This window comes from Rhizobium sp. PEPV16, from assembly GCF_008919455.1.
GTDB classification, from domain to species: domain Bacteria; phylum Pseudomonadota; class Alphaproteobacteria; order Rhizobiales; family Rhizobiaceae; genus Rhizobium; species Rhizobium leguminosarum_Q.
On the sequence record NZ_VSZV01000325.1, the window covers coordinates 1 to 19,581 of the forward strand.

At 60.6% G+C, this 19,581-nt stretch carries 26 protein-coding genes; 13 read left to right on the plus strand and 13 right to left on the minus strand.

Annotated features, from left to right (window positions below; genetic code table 11):
• Positions 1 to 127: 127 nt before the first annotated feature.
• The 5 genes from FY112_RS21460 to map all read right to left on the minus strand — a co-directional run bounded on the left by FY112_RS21460 (position 128) and on the right by map (position 5,659).
• Entirely contained in the window at positions 128 to 937 is an 810-nt protein-coding gene (locus tag FY112_RS21460) for an endonuclease/exonuclease/phosphatase family protein (RefSeq protein ID WP_181018260.1), read from the minus strand.
• A 58-nt stretch (positions 938 to 995) separates the two neighbouring features.
• The gene (sthA, locus tag FY112_RS21465; RefSeq protein ID WP_025394349.1) at positions 996 to 2,402 is read right to left on the minus strand and encodes a Si-specific NAD(P)(+) transhydrogenase; all 1,407 of its coding nucleotides are present in this window, start codon (positions 2,400 to 2,402) and stop codon (positions 996 to 998) included.
• Between the two features lie 219 nt (positions 2,403 to 2,621).
• Positions 2,622 to 3,809, minus strand: coding sequence for an alpha-hydroxy acid oxidase (locus tag FY112_RS21470; protein ID WP_151519236.1), 1,188 nt, complete (start codon positions 3,807 to 3,809; stop codon positions 2,622 to 2,624).
• 178 nt (positions 3,810 to 3,987) lie between these two features.
• On the minus strand, positions 3,988 to 4,815 hold the full coding sequence (gene radC / locus FY112_RS21475; protein ID WP_151519237.1) for a DNA repair protein RadC: 828 nt from the start codon (positions 4,813 to 4,815) through the stop codon (positions 3,988 to 3,990).
• Between the two features lie 7 nt (positions 4,816 to 4,822).
• Complete coding sequence (gene map, locus FY112_RS21480) at positions 4,823 to 5,659, minus strand: type I methionyl aminopeptidase (protein WP_025394352.1); 837 nt, start codon at positions 5,657 to 5,659, stop codon at positions 4,823 to 4,825.
• Positions 5,660 to 5,907: 248 nt separating this feature from the next.
• Between map and FY112_RS21485 the strand changes: the two genes are divergently transcribed.
• The 3 genes from FY112_RS21485 to FY112_RS21495 all read left to right on the plus strand — a co-directional run bounded on the left by FY112_RS21485 (position 5,908) and on the right by FY112_RS21495 (position 7,199).
• Complete coding sequence (locus FY112_RS21485) at positions 5,908 to 6,567, plus strand: TetR/AcrR family transcriptional regulator (protein ID WP_151519238.1); 660 nt, start codon at positions 5,908 to 5,910, stop codon at positions 6,565 to 6,567.
• Between the two features lie 102 nt (positions 6,568 to 6,669).
• Complete coding sequence (locus FY112_RS21490) at positions 6,670 to 6,870, plus strand: hypothetical protein (RefSeq protein ID WP_151519239.1); 201 nt, start codon at positions 6,670 to 6,672, stop codon at positions 6,868 to 6,870.
• Positions 6,867 to 7,199, plus strand: a complete 333-nt coding sequence (locus FY112_RS21495) for a DUF6105 family protein (protein ID WP_003558937.1) — start codon at positions 6,867 to 6,869, stop codon at positions 7,197 to 7,199. Before FY112_RS21490 ends, FY112_RS21495 begins: the two co-directional genes overlap by 4 nt.
• Here the strand turns inward: FY112_RS21495 and ruvX are convergent.
• A complete protein-coding gene (ruvX, locus tag FY112_RS21500; RefSeq protein ID WP_151519240.1) occupies positions 7,136 to 7,630 on the minus strand; it encodes a Holliday junction resolvase RuvX in 495 nt (164 codons plus the stop codon). The two genes, FY112_RS21495 and ruvX, sit on opposite strands and share 64 nt — an antisense overlap.
• 181 nt (positions 7,631 to 7,811) lie before the next feature.
• Here ruvX and FY112_RS21505 point away from each other — a divergent pair, with 181 nt between their 5' ends.
• The 4 genes from FY112_RS21505 to FY112_RS21525 all read left to right on the plus strand — a co-directional run bounded on the left by FY112_RS21505 (position 7,812) and on the right by FY112_RS21525 (position 10,795).
• A complete protein-coding gene (locus FY112_RS21505) occupies positions 7,812 to 8,516 on the plus strand; it encodes a metal-dependent hydrolase (RefSeq protein ID WP_151519241.1) in 705 nt (234 codons plus the stop codon).
• A gap of 69 nt (positions 8,517 to 8,585) precedes the next feature.
• Positions 8,586 to 8,873 carry an Asp-tRNA(Asn)/Glu-tRNA(Gln) amidotransferase subunit GatC gene (gene gatC, locus FY112_RS21510; RefSeq protein WP_151519242.1) on the plus strand — a complete coding sequence of 96 codons (288 nt, stop codon included), beginning with the start codon at positions 8,586 to 8,588 and terminating at the stop codon, positions 8,871 to 8,873.
• Between the two features lie 57 nt (positions 8,874 to 8,930).
• Complete coding sequence (gatA, locus tag FY112_RS21515) at positions 8,931 to 10,412, plus strand: Asp-tRNA(Asn)/Glu-tRNA(Gln) amidotransferase subunit GatA (RefSeq protein WP_151519243.1); 1,482 nt, start codon at positions 8,931 to 8,933, stop codon at positions 10,410 to 10,412.
• 107 nt (positions 10,413 to 10,519) lie between these two features.
• A complete protein-coding gene (locus FY112_RS21525; protein WP_151519244.1) occupies positions 10,520 to 10,795 on the plus strand; it encodes a hypothetical protein in 276 nt (91 codons plus the stop codon).
• 49 nt (positions 10,796 to 10,844) lie between these two features.
• Here the strand turns inward: FY112_RS21525 and FY112_RS21530 are convergent, their stop codons facing one another.
• Positions 10,845 to 11,102 carry a YjhX family toxin gene (locus tag FY112_RS21530; protein ID WP_151519245.1) on the minus strand — a complete coding sequence of 86 codons (258 nt, stop codon included), beginning with the start codon at positions 11,100 to 11,102 and terminating at the stop codon, positions 10,845 to 10,847.
• A 310-nt stretch (positions 11,103 to 11,412) separates the two neighbouring features.
• Between FY112_RS21530 and FY112_RS21535 the strand changes: the two genes are divergently transcribed.
• Positions 11,413 to 11,922: a GNAT family N-acetyltransferase gene (locus FY112_RS21535; protein ID WP_017960228.1), complete on the plus strand. Its 510-nt coding sequence runs from the start codon at positions 11,413 to 11,415 to the stop codon at positions 11,920 to 11,922.
• Between the two features lie 4 nt (positions 11,923 to 11,926).
• Here FY112_RS21535 and FY112_RS21540 read toward each other — a convergent pair whose 3' ends face one another.
• Positions 11,927 to 12,238 carry a DUF1294 domain-containing protein gene (locus FY112_RS21540; RefSeq protein WP_151519246.1) on the minus strand — a complete coding sequence of 104 codons (312 nt, stop codon included), beginning with the start codon at positions 12,236 to 12,238 and terminating at the stop codon, positions 11,927 to 11,929.
• Positions 12,239 to 12,366: 128 nt separating this feature from the next.
• Between FY112_RS21540 and gatB the strand changes: the two genes are divergently transcribed.
• Entirely contained in the window at positions 12,367 to 13,869 is a 1,503-nt protein-coding gene (gatB, locus tag FY112_RS21545; RefSeq protein WP_151519247.1) for an Asp-tRNA(Asn)/Glu-tRNA(Gln) amidotransferase subunit GatB, read from the plus strand.
• Positions 13,870 to 13,872: 3 nt separating this feature from the next.
• On the plus strand, positions 13,873 to 14,373 hold the full coding sequence (locus tag FY112_RS21550; protein WP_151519248.1) for a GNAT family N-acetyltransferase: 501 nt from the start codon (positions 13,873 to 13,875) through the stop codon (positions 14,371 to 14,373).
• Here the strand turns inward: FY112_RS21550 and FY112_RS21555 are convergent.
• Positions 14,370 to 14,972, minus strand: coding sequence for a hypothetical protein (locus tag FY112_RS21555; RefSeq protein WP_025394366.1), 603 nt, complete (start codon positions 14,970 to 14,972; stop codon positions 14,370 to 14,372). The genes FY112_RS21550 and FY112_RS21555 overlap by 4 nt on opposite strands.
• Before the next feature lie 58 nt (positions 14,973 to 15,030).
• On the opposite strand from FY112_RS21555, the gene FY112_RS21560 reads away from it, so the two are divergent.
• The 3 genes from FY112_RS21560 (at position 15,031) to FY112_RS21570 (ending at position 16,546) form a co-directional block, all read left to right on the plus strand.
• Positions 15,031 to 15,495, plus strand: coding sequence for a GNAT family N-acetyltransferase (locus tag FY112_RS21560; protein ID WP_025394367.1), 465 nt, complete (start codon positions 15,031 to 15,033; stop codon positions 15,493 to 15,495).
• A 102-nt stretch (positions 15,496 to 15,597) separates the two neighbouring features.
• The gene (locus FY112_RS21565) at positions 15,598 to 15,996 is read left to right on the plus strand and encodes an NADH:ubiquinone oxidoreductase subunit NDUFA12 (RefSeq protein ID WP_131663908.1); all 399 of its coding nucleotides are present in this window, start codon (positions 15,598 to 15,600) and stop codon (positions 15,994 to 15,996) included.
• A 115-nt stretch (positions 15,997 to 16,111) separates the two neighbouring features.
• Complete coding sequence (locus FY112_RS21570) at positions 16,112 to 16,546, plus strand: DUF2155 domain-containing protein (protein WP_077981141.1); 435 nt, start codon at positions 16,112 to 16,114, stop codon at positions 16,544 to 16,546.
• A gap of 90 nt (positions 16,547 to 16,636) precedes the next feature.
• Here the strand turns inward: FY112_RS21570 and aat are convergent, their stop codons facing one another.
• The 4 genes from aat to aroQ are packed head-to-tail and all read right to left on the minus strand — an operon-like array spanning position 16,637 to position 19,547.
• Positions 16,637 to 17,251, minus strand: coding sequence for a leucyl/phenylalanyl-tRNA--protein transferase (aat, locus tag FY112_RS21575; RefSeq protein ID WP_151519249.1), 615 nt, complete (start codon positions 17,249 to 17,251; stop codon positions 16,637 to 16,639).
• A 7-nt stretch (positions 17,252 to 17,258) separates the two neighbouring features.
• Positions 17,259 to 18,614: an acetyl-CoA carboxylase biotin carboxylase subunit gene (gene accC / locus FY112_RS21580; protein ID WP_017960235.1), complete on the minus strand. Its 1,356-nt coding sequence runs from the start codon at positions 18,612 to 18,614 to the stop codon at positions 17,259 to 17,261.
• 4 nt (positions 18,615 to 18,618) lie between these two features.
• Positions 18,619 to 19,089 carry an acetyl-CoA carboxylase biotin carboxyl carrier protein gene (accB, locus tag FY112_RS21585; protein WP_017960236.1) on the minus strand — a complete coding sequence of 157 codons (471 nt, stop codon included), beginning with the start codon at positions 19,087 to 19,089 and terminating at the stop codon, positions 18,619 to 18,621.
• A gap of 20 nt (positions 19,090 to 19,109) precedes the next feature.
• Positions 19,110 to 19,547 (minus strand): type II 3-dehydroquinate dehydratase, encoded by a 438-nt coding sequence (gene aroQ / locus FY112_RS21590; protein ID WP_085742420.1) that lies wholly within the window; start codon positions 19,545 to 19,547, stop codon positions 19,110 to 19,112.
• Positions 19,548 to 19,581: the final 34 nt, after the last annotated feature.

The following is a 19,581-nucleotide window of genomic DNA, read 5'->3' on the forward strand; positions in this document are numbered from 1 at the left end:
GAAGGCAAAATGGCGTTGAAGACACATACAAGCACGACGTATCAATGCGATTTAGGAGGTCAAACTAAGGCGTAAAAAAACGGCACGGCGCGCAAACGCTTCACGAAGTGTATCATTTCTCAATATACTACCCAATATCGAGCAGCAATGCGCGATGGTCGGAGACTTCGGGTGCCTCGACCACCTCGAATTTGGCAACCTTCACCCCTGGCGTCACTAGCATGTAGTCGGCAAAGCGGCCCTGCTTCAGATAGTAGGAGGTCCGCGTGTCTACAAGGCCGCTTCCGGTGACGAGATCGGAAAGCCCGAGTCTGGCGAGAATCTCAAAGGTCGCGCTATCAGGCAGCACGTTGAAATCGCCGCAGACGATGAGCCCTTCGTCGCCGGGCCAGACCCGCTCGATGAGCCGGACTAGCGCCGCGGCCTGCTTTTCACGCGCCGCCGTGACGCCCTTGCCTGCGGGATCGCGCAGGCCATGCATGTGGGCGATGGTCACGGTAGAAGCGCATTCATGGCTGAAGAGACGGATGCAATGGGCGTTTCGCGGCCGAGGATGTTCGCCCCAGCCATCAGCCGAAAAACCGCCATGCACGAAGTCCAGCCCTTGGACGATGACGGAATGCGTTTTGCGCACGAAGGTCGCCAGCCCGAATTCGGCGACAATGGCGCTATCGCCGTCGAAGAGTTCGCCTCTCGATGTCGGGCAGAAGAAGCCATCATGGCCGGGCAGGGCGGTGCTGATCTCGGTAAAGAGATTGAAGCGCTGCGGCAGCTCGACATCGCCATCCCGATAGGTCGACCAGCCTGTGCCGACGCCGGGTGCGCGCAAAACCTCCTGCAGGCACAGCACGTCGGGATCGGCCGCCGTCACATATTCAATCAGCGCTTGATGAAGCCTGCCGCCCCATGCGTTCAAGGAAATGATGCGCAATATCATTCGGCTCCGTTTTGGCGGCCGGACTTAGACGGCCGTTCCCTCGACGACGCGACGGACTTTAGAGCTCCGACTTGATGTCGCCCATCCGGTTCCAGGCATCGAGCCCGGCGATCTTGTAGGCTTCGGCGAGCGTCGGATAGTTGAAGGTGTTCTCGACGAAATATTCGACCGTGCCCTTGAGGTTGAGCACCGCCTGGCCGATATGCACCAGCTCGGTGGCGCCTTCGCCGACAATATGCACGCCGAGCAGGCGTCGTGTCTTCAGCGAGAAGATCAGCTTCAAAAGCCCGGTATCGAGGCCCATGATATGACCGCGCGAGGTTTCACGGAAGCGGGCGATGCCGCATTCATAGGGAATACCGCGCTCCTTCATCTCTTCTTCAGTCAGGCCGCAGGTCGAAATCTCCGGCACGGCGTAGATGCCATAGGGGAAATATTTCGGCGGCTCCTTGGCGACCGCGCCGACCGCGACGCGGGCGGCGATGCGGCCCTGTTCCATCGAGGTCGAGGCAAGGCTCGGAAAGCCGACGACGTCGCCGGCGGCATAGACGTTGGCAACCGATGTCTGGAAGGTTTCCGGATTGACCTTGAGACGGCCGCGGCTGTCGGCTTCGAGGCCGATGGCCTGAAGGTTCAGCGCATCAGTCGCCCCCATGCGGCCGGCGGCGAAAAGCACCATGTCGGTCGTCAGGCGTCGGCCGCTGTCGAGCGTCAGTTCGACCTTGCCGTTTTCGAGCCTCTCCACCTTATCGGCCTTCTGGCCGAGCAGCAGCTTCATGTTGCGGTCGCGCAGCTGGTAGGTAAAATCCTCGATGATTTCCTTGTCGATGAAGTCGAGCATTGTCGCCTTCGGGTCGATTACGGTTACGGCGGTGTCGAGCGCGCTGAAGATCGTCGCATATTCGATTCCGATGACGCCGGCGCCGATGACCACCATCGATCGCGGCAGGTCCTGGATGTCCAGCAGTTCGTCGCTGTCGAGAACGGTCTTTCCGTCGAAGGGCATGTAATCGGGGCGGAATGGTTTAGTGCCGACTGCAAGCAGTACGCTGGCGGCGGTGACCTGCGTGGTCTCGCCGTCATCCTTGATCACCTGCAGCGTCGACGCATCGATGAAGCTTGCCTTGCCGCGAATATGCTGCACGCGGTTGCGGGCGAACTGGTGTTCCAGCACCTCGACCTCGTGGTTGAGCGTAATCAGCAGGCGGCGCCGCAGGTCATCTGCACTGATCTCTTCCTTGACGCGGTAAGACCGGCCGTAGAAGCCGCGTTCGCGCCAGCCGGAAAGATTAAGCGCAGTCTCGCGCAGCGTTTTGGAAGGGATGGTGCCGGTATGCACGGATACGCCGCCGACGCGTTTGCCCTGCTCGATGACAAGCACTTTCTTGCCGAGTTTTGACGCCTGGATCGCGCCGCGGCGCCCTGCGGGACCGCTGCCCACCACAACGAGATCGTACTGAAGCATCATCAAGCCCCGGATTGGAAAGGAATCATATTGCGACGCAAAATGTCGCCCGTCCATCGTTAGCCGGTCAATGTTACAGATTGTTTTACGGCCGCCTCATTGGTCCTGACGGGTGCTTTTTCGGGCAAGTGAGCCCTTCGGGAAACAGCTTTACGCCAAGGGTCGTAGCCGACGAACACCGGCAGGGGCGCTTGCCATGCTCGGTGGCTCGACGGCATTTCATGCGTGGGTAATGTAGTCCGCGGAAATATCGCCCACCTTGGTGACGCCGAGCAGCGCCATATTGCTATGCAGTTCCGTCTTCAGGATATCGGCCGCCTTGAGCACGCCCGGTAGGCCCGCGACGGCTGCGGCATAAAGGAATGGCCTGCCCACGAATACGAAACAGGCCCCGAGTGCGAGGGCCTTCATGATGTCCGTTCCACGCCTGAAACCGCCATCGACCATGACGGCAACGCGGTCTCCAACACGGGATGCAATCTCCGGAAGGACCTGAAGGGGAGATGCGGTGCCGTCGAGCTGGCGGCCGCCATGGTTGGAGACGATCACTCCATCCGCCCCGGTGTCGACAGCTCGGGCCGCGTCGTCAGGATGCATGATCCCCTTGACCACGAGTTTGCCGGACCACCTGTTGCGTATCCGCTCCAGATGGTTCCAGTTGAGATGGTCGCGCCTGCCGAAATCGCGCGTGACATTCGAGGAGATGATCGGCGCGCCTCTTGTGGCATAGGAATTTTCAAAATGCGGAATGCCATGCCGGACGATCGTGCGCAGGAATGTGCCGGTGGTCCAGCGCGGGTGCGAGATGCCCTGCCATGCCAGGCGGAAATCGGGACGCAGAGGCGTCGAAAATCCGGCCCTTATATTGTTTTCCCGATTTGGCAGCGTGGCTGTGTCCACGGTCAGCAGAAGCGTGCGCAAGCCGGCCGCGCCGACGCGATCGATGAGAGCGTCGATGCGGTCGGGTTCGCCGGGGAGATAGGCCTGAAACCATGCTTGCGGCGAAACCGCAGCGATCTCTTCCAAAGGGATAAGCGATGAACCGCTTATGATCATCGGGATTCCCGATTGATCCGCTCCTTGCGCGAGCACGATGTCACCTCGATAGGCCATCAGCGCGCTGATACCCATCGGCGCGATGCCGAATGGTGCGGCATGGGTCTTGCCGAAGAGGCTCGTCTCGGTGCTGCGTTTCGAGACGTCGCGAAGGACACGAGGCCGGAAGGCATAGGCCTGGAAAGCCTCTGCATTATGCCGTAGCGACGCATTGGTCTCGGTCGCGCCTGCGATATAACCGAACAGGGGCTTTGGCAGATGTCGCCGCGCCTTTATTTCAAAGTCATCGAGGCAGAGCACGTCGCGGCAGAGCCGGGTCGATCGATCGGTATTGCCGCTGCGGATCGTCATGGAGCTTCATCTTCTCGGTATTTCGGGCGGGCATCGTCCAGGGTGCAGGACTGCATACAATCCCGCACCACCGACTGCTGTCAACTCCAGCATTCCGCAGTCTTCTCGCGGGATGGACCAGGGCATGGTCGATGCGCCGGGGCTCTGCATCTCGCCAGCGATCAGCCGCAGTGTTTGTTCAGATCAGCTTCAGCCCCTTCAGGCTGACATGGCCATCCTTGCCGATGATGACATGGTCGTGGACGGTGATATCCAGCGCCTTGGCGGCATCGATGATCACCTTCGTCATGTCGATGTCGGCGCGCGACGGTGTCGGGTCGCCGGAGGGATGGTTGTGGACGAGGATCATCGCCGTTGCCGAAAGCTCGAGCGCGCGTTTGACCACCTCGCGCGGATAGACCGGCGTATGGTCAACCGTGCCGCGGCCCTGCACCTCGTCGGCGATCAGCACATTGCGCTTGTCGAGGAAGAGGATGCGGAACTGCTCGCGGGTCTCGTGCGCCATGGCGGCATGGCAATACTGGATGACCGAAGACCATGAGGACAGGACCTGTTTGCTCCTGAGTTCGCTCTTCAGCGTCCGGTGGGCGACAGTCGAGATCAGCTTCAGGTCGAGCGCCACGGCCTCGCCGACGCCCTTGATCTCCATCAGCAGCGCCTGAGGTGCACCGAAAACGCCGGAGAGCGAGCCGAACCGTTCGATCAGCGCCTTGGCGATCGGCTTGGTGTCGCGCCGCGGGATCAGCCGGAAAAGCAGCAGTTCGAGGATTTCGTAGTCGGCCAGCGCGGTGTCGCCGAGCTCCCGGAAGCGGTCACGCAATCGCTCGCGATGGCCGTGATAATGCTCTTGGCCGGCGAGCGAGGCGGGCAGGGCGGTCCTGGCATTCGGCGCGGACGGCTTTTGCGGCCGTCCGCCAAAGAACGAGCGTTCGTCGGCGGCAAGGGACTCTTGCGTTGGGAAAGGCAGCTCGTCGTCGGAAGATGTCGAAACGGGGCCTTTCGCCATCGGACCGTCACCCGTTGTGTGACGGCAGGCCGGGGCGGTCGAGCCCACCCGGCGACAGCGTGAAGATCTCGCAGCCGTCGGAGGTGACGCCGACGGTATGTTCGTACTGCGCCGACAGCGAGCGGTCGCGGGTGACTGCCGTCCAGCCGTCGGCCAGCACCTTCACATGCGGCCGGCCGAGGTTGATCATCGGCTCGATGGTGAAGATCATGCCTTCGCGCAGCTCCGGCCCCTCATTGGCGCGGCCGTAATGCAGGATATTCGGCGAATCGTGAAACAGCCGGCCGACACCGTGGCCGCAGAAATCGCGCACCACCGAACAGCGCTCGGCCTCTGCATAGGTCTGGATCGCCTCGCCGATCGCGCCTGTGCGGGCGCCGGGCCTGACGGCGGCAATGCCGCGCATCAGCGATTCATAGGTGACCTCGAGCAGCCGCTCGGCAGCACGCTTGACGACGCCGACCGGATACATCCGGCTGGAATCGCCATGCCAGCCGTCGAGCACGAAGGTAACGTCGATATTGACGATATCGCCGTCACGCAGCGGCTTGTCGTTCGGAATGCCATGGCAGACGACGTGGTTGATCGAGGTGCAGGTCGATTTGGTGTAGCCGCGATAGTTCAGCGTCGCCGGATAGGCGCCGTGATCCATGCCGAAATCGAAGACGAACCTGTCGATCTCATCGGTCAGCAGGCCGGGCTTGACGATGTCGGCAAGCGCATCGAGGCAGCGCGCGGTCAGCTGGCATGCCTTGCGCATGCCCTCGAATGCTTCAGCGTCATAAAGCCGGATGGCGCCCGTATTCTTCGGGGGCGCGGTAGAGGCTTCGATATAGTTCACCATTGCTTGGCCTTAGCGGAGATTGTTAGATTTGTTCATAATGCAGCTATGCCGGGTTCGTCCATCACGATCAACCGCCAGGACGAGATTTCTGAGCGGATCCGATCCGTCCAACGTGCAGCCTGCCACATCCGTTCGGCGGACAATCAACGGTCCGGCTCGAATATCCACAATCTTCCCAAAGGGATAGGATTGATTGCATGAAGCCTCCCCGCTACTCACCGATTGGTGACAGCGGGGAAGGGTCGATCATGCTGAATGAAGCCGCAAATCTTGAAAATTCACCCGGGACCGGCGAGGGGCCGGAGCGGCGCGTGCGTGATCGCGGTGCCACCGAGCGCGCCATCCTTGCCGCCGCCAAGGGGCTGCTCGCCGAGGAAGGCTTCCAGAATTTCGGCATCAATGCGGTCGCCCGCCGCGCCGGTTGCGACAAGCAGCTGATCTATCGTTACTATGGCGGCCTCGACGGCTTGGTCGAGGCGATCGGCACCGATCTCGGCACATGGGTCAAGGATCGCATTCCGGAAGACGCCGGCGGCATGTTCCTGCTCACCTATGGCGACCTGATGGAGCGGCTGTCCCTTCTCCTCCTCGACGCCTTGAGAAACGATCCGCTGATGCGCCGCATCCTCGCCTGGGAGATATCGGAAAACACCGAACAGGTGAGGCGGTTGTCCGAGGCGCGTTCGAAGGCGCTGGCTCTTTGGCTGGAGCGCATGCGCGGCTCGCTGGCGCCGCCGAAGGGGGTGGATGCGGCAGCCGTCAACGCCGTCGTCATCGCCGCGATCCAGCACCTTGTGCTCGCCGCCGCAGCCGGCGGGCAGTGCGCCGGCCTGTCGCTGAAAATGCCCAAGGACTGGGAGAAGGCAGCGACGGCGCTGAAGCGCATCGTGCGCGGCGTCTACGGCTGATATCTGCTCATCCACAGGTGGCGGGCGTAGCATTAACCTTAACAAATGGTTTACGTTGCGTGGGGCTGGTTAACCCGACAGTGTGGTCTCAGCAGAGATTGTATGAGTAGAAGACCCGATTTGACGACCATGGGAACCAAGATCGCCAAGGCAGTGTTTCTGGTGGCGGCGATGATGTTTTTCGCAGTCCTGGCGCTGGATATCGCAACTCCGACGCTCGTGCTTTGCATCATGGCATTGTCGACCCGGTTGGTCTCCCTCGATCTGCCCGTGGCGCGCAAGTATGGAGGAGAGGCCGCATGAAGTGGTTTCTGATCTTCTGGGCCGGCCCCATCGTCTTTCTGGGCGGATGGTACTGGCTCTCCTATTACGACATGAGTTTCGGCATCTTCATGCTGAGCCGCCAGGTCCATGACCTGACGTTCGAGCTATACGGCAAGGCGCTTGGCATTCCGCCGGAGACCATCCCGCCGCTCGTTGCCCGCGCGATCGCGGTGGACAGCCTTGTGGTCTTTGCCATTATCGGCCTTCGGAAGCGCAAGTCGATCATCGCCTGGTGGAAGGCGCGTCAGGCGCTGAATTCATCTCCATCAGACCTTGCCAGCAAGGAAAGCCTGTCAAGCGCGCCCTGAAGGATGAAGCTTGCCGCGGCTGAATCGATCCGTTCAGCCCGCTTGGCGCGGGAGACGTCCATTTCGAGCAGCGTCCGTTCGGCCGCAACCGTCGAAAGCCGCTCGTCCCAATAGACGAAGGGCAGTGGCGTCTTCTGCTCCATGTTCCGCACGAAGGCGCGCGTCGCCTGCACGCGCGGACCCGCCGATCCATCCATATTCATCGGCAGGCCGATGATAAAGCCTGCGACCTTTTCCGCCGTCGCGAAGTCCAACAGCGCCTGGGCATCGATGGTGAACTTGACGCGGCGGATCACCGTGCGCGGCGTGGCGAAACGCCGCCCCAGATCGGACATCGAAAGCCCGATCGTCTTGGTGCCGAGATCGAGGCCGGCAATCGCCTGTCGCGGGGCAAGCGTCTCGGCCATTTCCTCGATTGTCAGCACCGTCATCGCCGTTTCATCCCGTCAAAACAAATTGAAGTCGCCGCCGCTTTTCTTTGCGGCCGCATAAGATATGTCCTTAGGGCATGACGCCGAAAAGTGTGAGCGGTTTTCCGACGACATCATGCTCTCATTCTTTGATGTGGCATCGAAACCGGCTTTGCATCACGTAATAAAGGAGAGACATTTCATGAAGATCACCTGGCTCGGCCATTCCGCCTTCCGCATCGAGACATCAAAGGCGAAGATCCTGCTCGACCCGTTCCTCAGCTATAACGCCTCCTTTTCCGGCCAGAATATCAAGGATGTTTCCGCCGGCATCACCCATATCCTGCTGACGCATGGCCATGGCGATCATGTCGGCGATACCGTGGCACTCGCCAAGGAAACCGGCGCCGTCGTTCTCGCCAATGCCGATCTCGCCGCCTGGCTTGGCTCTAAGGGCGTCGACAAGATCGAGATGGGCAATACCGGCGGCACGATCGCGCTCGGCAGCTTCTCGGCAACCTTCACCAATGCGCTGCACTCCTCCGCCCAAATCACCGAGGACGGCGTCTCACACGCGCTCGGCAACGCCAATGGCCTGATGTTGCATTTCGACGACGAAGCCTCGATCCTTGCCATGGGCGATACTGACATCTTCTCCGACATGGCGCTGATCAACGAATTGCACCAGCCTGATATCGGCTTCGTGCCGGTCGGCGACCGCTTCACCATGGGCGGCGCGGTGGCAGCACTTGCCTGCCGGCGCTATTTCAACTTCAAGACCGCAATCCCCTGCCACTACGGAACCTTTCCGATCATCGATCAGACGGCCGAAAAATTCGTTGCCGGCATGGACGGATCGAAGACGGATGTGAAGGCGATGAGGCCTGCCGAGAGCCTGTCGATCTGACGAAACCCCGTTGCGTCAGGCGGACATGGCCTTTATAGCGAGTAGGAAAAATCCTATCCGGAGAATGCCATGTCCGTCGATCTTGCCACCGTGAAGCGCGTCGCCCACCTTGCCCGTATTGCCGTCTCCGAGGACGAGGCAAATCGCATGGTCGGCGAGCTGAACGGCATCCTTGGCTTCGTCGAACAACTCTCCGAAGTGAATGTCGACGGCGTCGAGGCGATGACGTCGGTGACGCCGACGGCGATGAAGAAGCGGACCGATGAGGTGACCGACGGCAGCAAGGCAGCCGATATCGTTGCCAATGCGCCCGTCACCGACCACAATTTTTTCCTGGTGCCGAAAGTCGTCGAATAAGGCTTCAAAGCCTCTTTCCGACCCTGTTGCCATTTCCAGATCTGAAGCGAAAACACGATGAGCGAACTCACCAGCCTGACCATTGCCGAAGCCCGCCAGAAGCTGCGCGCCAAGGAAATCACCGCGATCGAACTGACCGAAGCCTATATCTCGGCGATCGATGCGGCCAATGGCCGGCTTAACGCCTATATCAAGATCACGCCGGATCTTGCCCGCGTTATGGCCAAGAACTCCGACGAGCGCATCGCCGCCGGCAAGGCGGGCGACCTCGAAGGCATTCCGCTCGGCATCAAGGATCTCTTCGCCACCGTCGGCGTTCACACCCAGGCCTGCAGCCACATTCTCGATGGTTTCGAGCCGCGTTATGAATCGACCGTGACGCAGAACCTCTGGGATGACGGCGCCGTCATGCTCGGCAAGCTGAACATGGACGAGTTCGCCATGGGCTCGTCCAACGAGACCTCGCATTACGGCCCGGTGATCAATCCCTGGCGTGCAGCAGGTTCCAACCAGCAGCTCGTGCCCGGCGGCTCGTCGGGCGGTTCGGCCGCAGCCGTCGCCGCACATCTTTGCGCCGGCGCGACCGCGACCGATACCGGCGGCTCGATCCGCCAGCCGGCCGCCTTCACCGGCACCGTCGGCATCAAGCCGACCTATGGCCGCTGCTCGCGCTGGGGCACTGTCGCCTTCGCCTCTTCGCTCGACCAGGCAGGCCCGATCGCCCGCGACGTACGCGATGCCGCGATCCTTTTGAAGTCGATGGCAAGCGTCGACGCAAAGGACACGACATCGGTCGATCTGCCGGTGCCGGATTACGAAGCAGCTCTCGGCCAATCGCTGAAAGGCATGAAGATCGGCATTCCGAACGAATATCGTGTCGACGGCATGCCGGATGAGATCGAGACCCTCTGGCGCCAGGGCATCGCCTGGCTGAAGGATGCCGGCGCCGAGATCGTCGACATCTCGCTGCCGCACACCAAATACGCCCTTCCGGCCTATTATATCGTCGCTCCGGCCGAGGCATCCTCGAACCTCGCGCGCTACGACGGCGTGCGCTACGGCCTGCGCGTCGACGGCAAGGATATCGTCGACATGTACGAGAAGACGCGTGCCGCGGGCTTCGGCAAGGAGGTCAAGCGCCGCATCATGATCGGCACTTATGTGCTGTCGGCCGGCTATTACGATGCCTATTACATCCGCGCCCAGAAGGTCCGCACGCTGATCAAGCGCGATTTCGAACTCACCTTCGACGCCGGCGTCGATGCCATCCTGACGCCGGCAACGCCGTCGTCTGCCTTCGGCGTTGCCGATGAGAACCTCGCCGCTGATCCGGTGAAGATGTATCTGAACGACATCTTCACCGTGACGGTCAACATGGCGGGCCTGCCCGGCATCGCCGTGCCGGCCGGCCTCGACCACAAGGGCCTGCCCCTCGGCCTGCAGCTGATCGGCAAGCCTTTCGACGAGGAAACCCTCTTCAAGACCGCCCACGTCATCGAGCAGGCAGCCGGCCGGTTTACGCCGGCCAAGTGGTGGTAACGGATCTAACGATCCGAAAGATAGCGGCTGCCGACCACGAAACGGTCGGCGCCGTCGGCTTTGCCGCATGGTTGACTGATTGATAGCCGGAACCAGGAGAAGGTTTTATGGCCAGCAATGATCTTGCGCAATTGATCGAGGCATTCGATCGCCTCTCTGCCGGCGGTTTCACCATGGGTGCGGAGTGGCAGGCGGTCCACGACATCTGCCAGCGCCACGAGGGCGAACAGCCGTTCGACTGGGGGCACGCGCTTTGCCATCGCATCGAGGGCGATGACTGGAACGCCGATTACTGGTATCGCCGCGCCGGCAAGGCGCGCGGCACAGGCACGATGGCCGACGAGTGGTCGGTGATGCGAACGGAACTCTCTGCAAAGGCTTGAGGCGATATCCCGATCGCGCCCGTTCCAGACGCGATCGGGAGTGCCGCTATTACTTGTTGTTCAACTGCGACCTCACCAACCTCAGCCCTCTTTCGGTGATCCGGTAGGGGTGGCCGCCTGCGGACTTGATTGCCTTCAGTCGCTTCAGCCTGCGGAAGAGATCGAGATCGACGCCGGGATAGAGCCAGCCGTCGCGGGTGAAGCAACTGACCGCCTCGATCTTCCTGTCGTCGTCGCGGGTAATTTCAATGCGGCCGCCCTGGGCCATGAGATGCAGGATGCGCTGCTCCGTGCGAGAAATGTCCATGTGTTGAGATCCGGTATCGCGCCGTCAGGGCGCACAAAAACGATCTGGCGCTCATTCGAACGTCAGGGCTTCGTTTTTTTCGGGCCCATGCGCGCAAGCGAACTTGCGGGCAGGGCCTTTACCGGGTCTCAGGCAGGCTCAACATAAAACACCTCGATAAGACCTACTATTCAGCCCGGAAAATTCCGTCAAGAGCGTACTTGCCTCTCAAAACCAGTCGAAAACCGCGGTTTCGGTCGATCATCTCTTTGGAGCTACTGGTAAAATCCGCGACTCAATGGTCTAGTTGACGGGTAACGCGGAGGTGTCGTTGATCCACATTCGCAATGCCCGCGACGGTGAAGCGGAGCTATTGAGCGAGATCGGGCTGAGGGCCTGGCAAAAGGCGATGGCGTCGATCGGCGAATCGGACGCGATGACCGACGCGGCGCGCAACGCCTTCCGGAACTTCGTGGAAAACGACTGGCTGACCATCACCGTCGTCGAGCAGAACGGCCAGGTCGCAGGCTGGGCGGCGCGCGAGGGATTGGACGAAACCATCTCGGATTTCTGGATCGACCCCGCCTTCAACCGCCAGGGCCTCGGTTCGGCTCTTCTTGAGCGCATCGAAAAGGATATTGCCGATCAGGGCTTCGAGAAGGCGGCGATGCAGACCCATTCCGGCAACAGCGAGGCGATCGGCTTCTTCCGGAAGCACGGCTACAGTATCCATTGGCTCTCGGTCGCCTACAATCCGAAGCTTGATCGCGACGTCCCCTCCGTCGGGCTGACGAAACAGCTGGTCTCCGACGGCCAAGGTGGATATGGGCAGGAATTCTGATGCTTCAAAAATCCTGAGGAAGCAGAAAGCTCCATTGCGGCACGAAGGCCAGGATAGCAATCAGTGCGCCATGCAGGATCAGGATCGCCGCCAGGATTGACCGGAACGGCTCCTTTCTCGTCTTGTGCCGCAACAGCTGCTGTGCCGCCACCGCGCCAAGGCTGCCGCCGATCAGCGCAAGCAAGAGAAGCGTGCGCTCGCTGATGCGCCGCCTGCCGTGGCGCGACGCCTGCTTGTCGAAGAAATAGATCCAGAATACCAAAAGGTTCAGCGCCAGAAACAGCAAGGCCCATTTGATAATATCGGTCATCGTCATAGGGGAACCCTACCGCGGCTGCGTTAATGGACGGCAAAACCGCGATGCACGCCATGGCGAAGCCTTGCACCGGCACGCCATTTCCTTTACCTCACCAGTGGAAAAGAACAGCCTGCAAAGAGCATCAGATGACCCTTGTCGACGTCCGCACGCCTGATCCGAAACGCTTCATCCCCGGCGCCACCGGCGACTGGGAAGTCATCGTCGGCATGGAAGTCCATGCCCAGGTGCTGTCCAATTCGAAGCTCTTCTCCGGCGCTTCGACGGAGTTCGGCAAGCCGCAGAATTCGAACGTCTCGATGGTCGACGCCGCCATGCCCGGCATGCTGCCCGTCATCAACGAGGAATGCGTCAGGCAGGCGGTTCGCACCGGCCTCGGCCTGAAAGCCCAGATCAACAAGCGCTCGCTGTTTGATCGCAAAAACTATTTCTATCCCGACCTGCCGCAGGGCTATCAGATCTCGCAGTTCAAGGATCCGATCGTCGGCGAGGGCAAGATCGTCATTTCGCTCGGACCGGACCGCCAGGGCCAGTTCGAAGACATCGAGATCGGCATCGAGCGCCTGCATCTGGAGCAGGATGCCGGCAAGTCGATGCATGACCAGCACGCGACCATGTCCTATGTCGATCTGAACCGTTCCGGCGTAGCGCTGATGGAGATCGTCTCCAAGCCCGACATGCGCTCGTCCGACGAGGCCAAGGCTTATATGACCAAGCTGCGCTCGATCGTGCGCTATCTCGGCACCTGCGACGGCAACATGGACGAAGGTTCGATGCGCGCCGACGTCAACGTCTCCGTCCGTCGGCCGGGCGAGGGTTTCGGCACGCGTTGCGAGATCAAGAACGTCAACTCCATCCGTTTCATCGGCCAGGCGATCGAATATGAAGCCCGTCGCCAGATCGGCATTCTGGAGGACGGTGGCAAGATCGATCAGGAGACCCGCCTCTTCGACCCGAACAAGGGCGAGACGCGCTCGATGCGCTCCAAGGAGGATGCGCACGACTATCGTTATTTCCCCGATCCTGATCTGCTGCCGCTCGAATTCGACGATGCCTTCATCAAGGCGCTCGAAGCCGATCTGCCGGAACTGCCTGACGACAAAAAGGAGCGCTTCGTGCGCGAGCTCGGGCTGTCGATCTACGACGCCTCGGTGCTCGTTTCCGAAAAAGCGATCGCCGATTATTTCGAAGCGGTCGCCGCAGGCCGTGACGGGAAGACGGCCGCCAACTGGGTGATCAACGATCTGCTCGGCGCGCTGAACCGCACCGGCAAGGACATCGAGCAGACGCCGGTTTCGCCGGCCCAGCTCGGCGCCATCATCGATCTCATCAAGGCAGAAACCATCTCCGGCAAAATCGCCAAGGATCTCTTCGAGATCGTGCTCAACGAGGGCGGCGATCCCGCAGAGATCGTCGAAGCGCGCGGCATGAAGCAGGTGACGGATACCGGCGCGATCGAAAAGGCCGTCGACGAGATCATCGCCGCCAATCCCGATCAGGTCGAAAAGGTCAAGGCGAAGCCGACCATGGCGGCATGGTTCGTCGGTCAGGTAATGAAGGCGACCGGCGGCAAGGCCAACCCGCAGGCCGTCCAGGCCCTCGTCAAGGCGAAGCTCGGCATCGAGGAGTAAGCGGTGTATTTCGTCCGCACCGCCGGCGAGCGCGACCTGGAGAAGGTGCGCGCCCTCTTGGTGGAGAGCTTTCATGCCACCTATGACAGCCTGCATGGCAGAGCCAAGGTGGCGGATCTGATCACCCATCTCTTTTCGCCGGTGGCGCTGAAGACGCGCCTCGTGCGAAAGGATGCCGAATTCCTCGTTGCCGATGATGGCCGCAATATCGGCGGCATGGGTTATGCGGCCATGTCGCAGCAATTGACGAAGACTGTCATGCTGCATCTCCTCTATGTCGGGCCGGCGCTGCAGCGCCAGGGTATCGGCCGCGATATCTTCGCCGAGCTCGAAACCTGCTTTCCCGATGCGGAGATCATGCGCCTCGAAGTCGAACCGCAGAATGCTGCGGCGATCGCCTTCTATCGCACGCATGGCTTCACCGAGATCGGCCGCAACGAGAATAGTGGAGCCGGACAATCCGGCATTCCGGCATTGGTGTTGGAAAAGCGCTTGGCGGGTTAAACGCCTGTATCGTTGAGTGCCTTGCTATGGTGGGTGTGGTAGGTTTGGAGCAGTTGCATCAGTCGCTCCTTGCTGACGGTAAGACCACCCGTTTCGATGCGCAGTTGCCGAAGTTCATTCGTCGCACGTGCGGTATGGAATAGTGAGAACACCGGTTTGCGACCCTGAATGCCGTCTGGTCGGCACCAGACAGCGATTGTATCTCCAGTGCCTTCTGCGTCCGTTCCCGGCGATGCGGACAACAGGTTGCCCAGAACGAGAAAAATTGTTCGCAAAATCCTTTGCGCCAGCGTGGGTGCCGCCGCCTCGATGCGTGCGACTGCCGGCCACGGAATTAATTCTTGCATTAGCCGAAGATCTTTGAAGCCATTTGGACCTATCGCAATGATCGTCTTATTGGATGAAAAGATCAGGACATAAAGATTGCGAAATAGGTAGTACGCAACTGGCGGACCACAGAGGAGGGACAGGAAAAACGAATTCAAAGTCCTATCGAAAATCCCGAAGCCGAAGAAAATTATCACCAGTGTTGATAGTGCAATTCTAAGCCGAATATCCCTGGCGGAGTATCTGACCTCACGGATATCGCTCAAGAACATCCGTCTTTTTCCTTCCGCAACAATCATCGTCCGATTTTTACATAGGTAGAAAAGTTTGATGCCACAAGATTTGAATATCCGTGAAGCTCGCAAGGACGACCTGCCGGCGCTGGTGGCTATGTTTTCGGCCGACGCACTCGGCGGTCACGGCGATACCACGGAAGCTGAAGCCTTTACCGATTACGTCAGGGCCTTCGCCGTCATCGAGGCTTCGCCTGACCAGACGCTTTATGTCGCAGAGCGCGGCGGCAAGGTCGTCGGCACGTTTCAGACGATGGTGACGACCACGCTCACCGGCCGCGGCTCCTCGGCGATGATTATCGAGGCGGTGCAGACACGCGCCGATATGCGCGGGCAGGGGATCGGTGCGCTGATGATCGAATTCGCCATTGCCGAGGCAAAAGGCCGCGGTATCGGGCGGGTAGCGTTGACCTCGAATGCGGTGCGCAAGGATGCCCACCGTTTCTATGAAAGGCTGGGCTTCAAGCCCTCTCATCTCGGCTTCAAGATGGCTTTGAAATGACCATGGCCGTCGTGGAATCGCTGGACAATTCGGCTTGGCGACGGCATAAGCGAGGAAACGAATTCTGGTTTGGCTCGCATCTGGCGGGCACAAGGAAAAGACATGTGGAATCTTCTGGTTCAGACCTTTACCTGGTGGAACGGTCAGACGATGGGCACGCGTTTTGCGACCTGGCGATTTGGCAAGCGCGTCGGCGAGGATGAATTCGGCAACGTCTACTACGAAGGCGGCATGTCCTCCTACGGTCTGCCGAAGCGTTGGGTGATCTACAAGGGTTATGCCGAAGCCTCCGCCATTCCGCCGGGCTGGCATGGCTGGATGCATCATCGCACCGATGTTCCCCCGTCCAAGGAGACCTATGTCGCCAAAGATTGGCAGAAGCCGCACCGGCCCAACCATACCGGTTCGCCGCAGGCCTATCGTCCGCCGGGTTCCATCGCCGTTCCGGGCGAGCGTCCGCGCGTCACCGGCGATTACGACGCCTGGACGCCAGGCAACTGAGACGGCTCGACCGGGCGATCCCAAGACCCGGCTTTTGGCCACAATTGACCTTTACCCGCAGGTTGGCCGCGCTTGACCGCGGCTGTGAACTGAAAATGTCTGGAGACGGGTACATATGAAGCTCTTCACGCGGAACATGGTCCTGCGTGCCGCCGGATCGCTGCTGGCGCTCTCGGCCCTGCTTCCACCAGTTGCGGCACATGCCGCACGCATCGAAAATCCGGTTGCCGTCTTTTCCGGCCTCGACAAGATCACCGGCCGCATCACGACCTTCGACGTCTATGTCAACGAGACGGTCCAGTTCGGTGCGCTGCAGGTGACACCGAAGGCCTGTTATTCGCGCGACCAGTCGGAAGCACAGAAGATCGACGGTTTCGTCGAGGTCGACGAGATCACCCTCGACCGCAAGATCCGCCGCATCTTCACCGGCTGGATGTTCGCCGCCAGCCCCGGCCTCAACGCTGTCGAGCACCCGATCTACGACGTCTGGCTGAAAGAATGCAAGGCAAGTTCGGATGTCCCGGCGCCTGACGGCGCCAAGGCGAAGTAACTGCGTCTTTGCTGGTCTGCGGCATCTTCCTCAACCCGGCGTGTGGCATGGGGCGATGTTGTCTGCTGGATTTTACTCTGAAAACGATCCTCAGAACGCCAGATGCGGCGATTCCATCGCCGCGGCAAGCATCGCGGCATAATCGGCCTTCGGAACGTCGATCGCTCCGAACGTCTTCAGGTGCTCGGTGGTGAACTGCGTGTCGAGCAGGGTGAAGCCCCTTTCCCGCAGCCGGTCGACCAGATGCACGAGGCAGATCTTCGAGGCATCTGTCCGGCGCGAAAACATGCTTTCGCCGAAGAAGGCCGAGCCGAGCGAGACGCCGTAGAGGCCGCCGACCAGCTCATTGCCCTCCCAGGCTTCGACGGTATGGGCATGGCCCATGTCGAAGAGCGTCGAGTAGAGCGATCGGATCGTCCTGTTGATCCAGGTGCTCGGGCGCCCGGATGTCTCCTCCGCACAGGCAGCAATGACCTGATCGAAAGCGTGATCGAAACGGATCTCGAAGGGTTTCTTGCGTACTGCCTTGGCAAGGCTTTTCGATACGTGGAAATGGTCGAGCGGCAGCACGCCACGCAGTTCCGGTTCGACCCAGAAGATCTCCGGGTCGTCGGCGGATTCGGCCATCGGGAAGAGGCCGATGGAATAGGCGCGCAGGAGAATGTCAGGGGTTATGCCTGGTGACTTCCTGCGCGATCCTGCCATTCCGGTCCTATGCCGCCGGTGTGTTGGCGAGGTAGTCTTCCAGCCAGTGGATATCGTAATCGCCGTTGGCGATATCCTGGTTGGAGACGAGATCCTGGAACAGCGGCAGCGTCGTATTGATGCCGTCGACGACGAATTCGTCGAGCGCCCGGCGCAGGCGCATCATGCATTCGACGCGGGTACGGCCGTGCACGATCAGCTTGCCGATGAGGCTGTCGTAATAGGGCGGGATCTTGTAGCCCTGATAGGCACCGGAATCGATGCGCACGCCGAGGCCGCCCGGCGCGTGGAAATGCGTGATCGTACCGGGCGAAGGCACGAAGGTGCGCGGGTGCTCGGCATTGATACGGCACTCGATGGCGTGACCGGAAAAATGCACTTCGTCCTGCGTCACCGAGAGACCGCCGCCGGAAGCGACGCGGATCTGCTCGTGCACGAGATCGATGCCGGTGATCGCTTCGGTGATCGGATGCTCCACCTGCAGGCGGGTGTTCATTTCGATGAAATAGAACTCGCCGTTTTCGTAGAGGAATTCGATCGTGCCGGCGCCGCGATATTTCAGCTTCTTCATGGCGTCGGCGCAGACCTGGCCGATCTTCATGCGCTGCTCGACGTTGAGTGCCGGCGAATTCGCCTCTTCCCAGACCTTCTGATGGCGCCGCTGCAGCGAGCAGTCGCGCTCGCCGAGATGGATTGCATTGCCTTCGCCGTCACCGAACACCTGGATTTCGATGTGGCGTGGCTTGCCGAGATATTTTTCCATGTAGACGGCATCGTTACCGAAGGCGGCTGCCGCTTCCGTGCGGGCCGTCGACCAGGCCTCGATCAGGTCGGCCTCGCTTTTGGCGACCTTCATGCCGCGTCCGCCGCCGCCGGCCGTGGCCTTGATCAGCACGGGATAGCCGATTTCAGCCGCCGTCTTCAGCGCATCCTCTTCGGTCTTCACTTCGCCGTCCGAGCCCGGAACGACGGGGATGCCGAGTTCCAGCGCCGTCGTCTTGGCGGTGATCTTGTCGCCCATGATGCGGATATGGTCCGCCGTCGGCCCGATGAAGGTGATGCCATGGGCTTCGAGGATGTCGGCGAACTTGGCATTCTCCGACAGAAAGCCGTAACCCGGATGCACGGCGTCGGCACCGGTGATCTCGCAGGCGGCAACGATCTGGTGGATGTTGAGATAGCTCTCGCGCGAGGAGGGCGGGCCGATGCAGACACTTTCGTCGGCAAGACGCACATGCATGGCATCGGCGTCGGCGGTCGAATGAACCACCACGCAGGCGATGCCGAGCTCCTTGCAAGCCCGAAGCACGCGAAGGGCGATTTCCCCGCGATTGGCGATGAGGATTTTCGAAATCATGGGCATCGGCCTATTCGATGACGACGAGGGCTTGGCCGTACTCGACGGGGTGTCCGTCATCGACGAGGATCTCAGTCACCTTGCCTGACTTCGGCGAGGGGATCTGGTTCATCGTCTTCATCGCTTCGATGATGATCAGCGTCTGGCCTTCCTTGACGGTCGCGCCGACTTCGATGAACGGACGCGCACCCGGTGCCGGCGCCATGTAGACGGTGCCCACCATCGGTGCATTGACGACATTGGCCGGATTGCGGCTGGGCGCTGCGGCAGGCGCGGCAACGGCTGCCGCAGCGGCGGCTGCGGGCGCGGCATAACCAGGTGCTGCGATCGGCGCCTGGACATATTGCGGCGTGCCGGCGCGCGAAACGCGGATGCGCAGGTCGTCCTGCTCGACCTCGATCTCCGTCAGATCCGTTTCGTTCAGTATATTGGCGAGATCGCGGATCAGTGCCTGGTCGATACCCGATTTCTTTTCAGCCATGGTGTTGCCCTGTCTTCTTCTTATGCCGTGATGTTCTTCAGCGCGTGGAGCGCCAGGATGTAGCTATGAGGCCCGAAGCCGCAGATCACGCCTTTGCATGCCGGCGCGATCATCGACTTGTGGCGGAATTCTTCCCGTGCATGCACGTTGGATATGTGGAGCTCGACGACGGGAATGGAAATCGCGCGGATCGCATCATGCAGCGCGACCGATGTATGCGTATAGGCGCCTGCATTGATGGCAACGCCGACGGCCTTTTCGTCGGCCTCATGGAACCAGTCGACGAGCGTGCCTTCGTGGTTGCTCTGACGGAAGTCGATATCGAAGCCGAGTTCGCGGCCTGCAGCCTTGCAGTCCGCCTCGATGTCCTTGAGCGTCTTGCCGCCATAAATGCCAGGCTCTCGTTTGCCCAGCATGTTCAGGTTGGGGCCGTTCAGGACAAAAATCGTTTGCGTCATCGAATGTTCCGTAAAATGTACGACGGCAACCTAT